This is a genomic window from Pseudonocardia sp. (genome assembly GCF_025965585.1).
Classification (GTDB): Bacteria; Actinomycetota; Actinomycetes; order Mycobacteriales; family Pseudonocardiaceae; genus Pseudonocardia.
In genome coordinates this window covers 1-2,891 of record NZ_JAOPWR010000379.1, presented here as the reverse complement: position 1 = coordinate 2,891, position 2,891 = coordinate 1, and the positions used below count along the sequence as shown (strand labels likewise).

At 70.9% G+C, this 2,891-nt stretch carries 4 protein-coding genes and 1 pseudogene; 2 read left to right on the top strand and 3 right to left on the bottom strand.

Annotation, left to right across the window (positions count from 1 at the left end):
* A pseudogene (locus JWR81_RS23480) lies at positions 1-331 on the top strand (hypothetical protein); the annotation flags it as partial.
* A gap of 87 nt (positions 332-418) precedes the next feature.
* Entirely contained in the window at positions 419-907 is a 489-nt protein-coding gene (locus JWR81_RS23475; RefSeq protein ID WP_297657112.1) for a universal stress protein, read from the top strand.
* A 3-nt stretch (positions 908-910) separates the two neighbouring features.
* Here the strand turns inward: JWR81_RS23475 and JWR81_RS23470 are convergent, their stop codons facing one another.
* The 3 genes from JWR81_RS23470 to JWR81_RS23460 form a co-directional block, all read right to left on the bottom strand.
* The gene (locus JWR81_RS23470; protein WP_297657110.1) at positions 911-1,684 is read right to left on the bottom strand and encodes a DUF2267 domain-containing protein; all 774 of its coding nucleotides are present in this window, start codon (positions 1,682-1,684) and stop codon (positions 911-913) included.
* Positions 1,685-1,697: 13 nt separating this feature from the next.
* Complete coding sequence (locus tag JWR81_RS23465; RefSeq protein ID WP_297657107.1) at positions 1,698-1,844, bottom strand: hypothetical protein; 147 nt, start codon at positions 1,842-1,844, stop codon at positions 1,698-1,700.
* A gap of 170 nt (positions 1,845-2,014) precedes the next feature.
* Positions 2,015-2,891 (bottom strand): iron-containing alcohol dehydrogenase (locus JWR81_RS23460; RefSeq protein ID WP_297657104.1); only part of this gene is annotated, 877 nt, incomplete at its 5' end.

Below are 2,891 nucleotides of genomic sequence, written 5' to 3'. Positions count from 1 at the left end.
CGCGGCGTACTCGCCGTATCTCGCGCTCGTGATCGCCTTCGTGTCGTCGCCGGTGATCTGCGTGGCGACCAAGGGCAGGTACTACCTGGCACGGCCTGACGACCTGCAGCCGCCGATGGAGGACGGCGAGGGCAACCTGTCGACCGTGCTCCTGGTGTGCAGCGCGTGCGGCGCGCAGTACGAGCGCCCCGACATGGCCGGATGCGCGTTCCACGGCGGAACCGTCTGCTCCTTGTGCTGCAGCCTCGAGAAGGCCTGCCACGACATGTGCAAGCCCGACGGGGGGTCGGCCGACCTGCCGCTGCCGAGAGTCGAGTCGCCGTCGTCCTGATCCCGGGACCAGCGGAAACACCGGAGAACCCGTCCGAGGACGCCTCCCACGCCGGTTTCCACGGCCTGGTTCCGGGAACCCGGCTTCATGCACTCCGGCCCCGTCGTCATCGCCTTCGACGGCTCCCCCGCCGCGCTCCGCGCACTGCGGGCGGCCGCGGAGCTGCTGGCCCCGCGGCCCGGTCTGGTCGTCGTGGTCTGGGAGGCCGGAGCCGCCTACGACCTCGCCTCGATCCCCAGCGCGGGCCTCGACCTCCCGCCCGCGCAGCTGGACCTCCGGACGGCCGCCGAGCTCGACCAGTCCCTCTACGCCGACGCGCAGGAGCTGGCCCGGCACGGCGCCGCGATCGCCGGTTCCCTCGGAATGCCCGCGGACGCCCTCGCCGTCGCCGACGACACGACGGTGAGCGAGACCCTCGTCCGAGTGGCAGGAGAGATCGACGCCGCCGCCGTCGCCCTGGGCCGGCACGGCCACAGCGCGCTGTACGACGTCCTGCTCGGCAGCACCGCAGGGGGCCTGCTGCGCCACGCCCCGTGCCCGGTGGTGGTCGTGCGGGGCACCGAGAAGCGGTCCTGACCGCTACGGCTCGGCGAGCTCCTGCAGGTAGGAGTTCGGCAGCTCGGAGCTGATGTCGTGCCACTCCTTCGCCACGACCGCGTCCCGGATCGTGTTCATCACCGCTCGGGCGTGTGCACGCGCGACATCGACCGGCGCGCCCTCCCGCTCGGCGATCCGCCGCACGAACTCCTCCAACGGCATCTTCTGCGCCCGCCCGCCGCTGTGTTGCTTCCCGCGCTCGAGCACCGGCCGGAACTCGGGCGGCAGCTCCTTGACTAGGTCGTCCACCTCCCCACCCGCGATCCGCTCGCCGAGCGTCTCCAGCACGGCCTCCGTCGCGCGCAGGGCGGTCTCCCGGTCGAACCCTCCCCGGTCGCCGACCCACTGCAGGAACTCCTCGATCCGCATCGGGACCCCGGAGCGACGGGTGCCCGTCAGCAGCGGGTCGTAGTCGGCGGGCAGCTCGCTCGCCACGATCTCCCACGCGTCCGCCCTGAGGGCCCGGCTCAGCGCCAGGAACGTCGCGTGCACGTAGCGGCGCGCCGTGTCGGGGTCCACCCCGGTCCGCTCGGCGACCCTGGCCACGAACTCGTCGGCGTCGAAGAGCTCGCGCGGCTGCTTCGGCGACAACCAGGACCGCGTCGCCTCCGGGGCCTGCGTCTGGACCTGGAGGAGGGCCCCTGGCGTCACCCGCTGGGCGAGTGTCACCAAGCTCGCGCGGGCGGCAGCCACGGCGGTCTCGCGGTCGACCCCGGCCTCGCGCTCGACGATGGAGAAGAAGCGGTCGTCATCCATGGCCTCGGAGTACTCACCGGCCCGGCCGCCAAACCGTGCCCACGGGCCGGAATCCCCCGCGGACACTCACCATGCCGGGTTCATGCCCTTTGACATCAGCGTCGGCGACGAACAGGTCTTTCCCCTGATCCTCGATGACGGATGGGACGTCGATGGTCATCGGTCCACACCCATGACCGGGTCGATGCTGGTCACGCCGAGAACATGCATGTCCGGACCCCGACGCGGCATGTCAGCAGGCTGGGCCAGCGGCCTCCCAGCGGGTATGCCGGGAGGCCACGGGCCCACTGAGCGCCGGAGTCGGGCGACGGGATGGGCGGGAGAACCCGCTCAGGTCAAGAAGTCGTCCAGGTCACCGTTCATGCAGTGCTCGACCACGGGGCGCACGGTCTCGAAGGTGCACTCCTTCGGGTTGCCCGGGGTGCAGGCGTCGCCGAGGACGTGGTTGGTGATGCGGTCGACGTCGGCGGCATCGCCCTTGATCTCCTTCTGCCTCTCGTAGAACTTGGTCGGGCCGTGGCCGAGGCGGTTCTTCGAGTACGAGTCCTGCTTGACGTCGACGAAGCGCTCCGGGATGCCCACGTCGCGCAATAGCCGGATGGACGCGGCGAGCGCGGCCTCGGCGCCCTGCACGTCGGTCATGCCGTGGGTGTCGACGCCCATCGCGTCCGCGATCTCCGCGAAGCGCTTGTAGTGCACCGGCATGTTGAACGCCCACACGCGAGGCAGCGCGACGGCGTTGTTCAGGCCGTGGTGGGTGTCGTAGAACGCCGAGACGGCGTGGGAGATGGAGTGGATGATCCCGAGGCCGCCGGAGTTGAACGCCTGGGCCGCGATGTACTGCGCGTACATCATGCCCTCGCGGCCGGGCAGTGACTGCCCGTTCCACACGGCCTCGCGCAGGTGGTCCGCGGTCAGCGTGATCGCGTACAGCGCGTTGCCCAGCGACGGCGGGAAGTCGAGCCGGGAGACGTAGGGCTCGGAGGCGTGGGCCAGCACGTCGAACCCGCACTGCGCGGTGTAGTCGATCGGGCAGCTGTAGTAGAGCACCGGGTCGTCGATGGCCAGTGTCGTGATGCAGGCGTCGTCGAACGCGACGTACTTGTGGGGGTTCTCGGGGTCCGTCGTGGTGTCGGTGATGACGTAGGCCCAGGAGGTCTCCGAGCCGGTGCCGGCGGTGGTGGAGACCGCGATGTGCGGCGGGTTC

What these genes read in the sequence shown, in the direction of transcription:
- JWR81_RS23465 (WP_297657107.1), bottom strand. Translation starts at nt 1,844, where the DNA reads ATGACCATCGACGTCCCATCCGTCATCGAGGATCAGGGGAAAGACCTG.
- JWR81_RS23475 (WP_297657112.1), top strand. Translation starts at nt 419, where the DNA reads ATGCACTCCGGCCCCGTCGTCATCGCCTTCGACGGCTCCCCCGCCGCG.
- JWR81_RS23470 (WP_297657110.1), bottom strand. Translation starts at nt 1,684, where the DNA reads ATGGATGACGACCGCTTCTTCTCCATCGTCGAGCGCGAGGCCGGGGTC.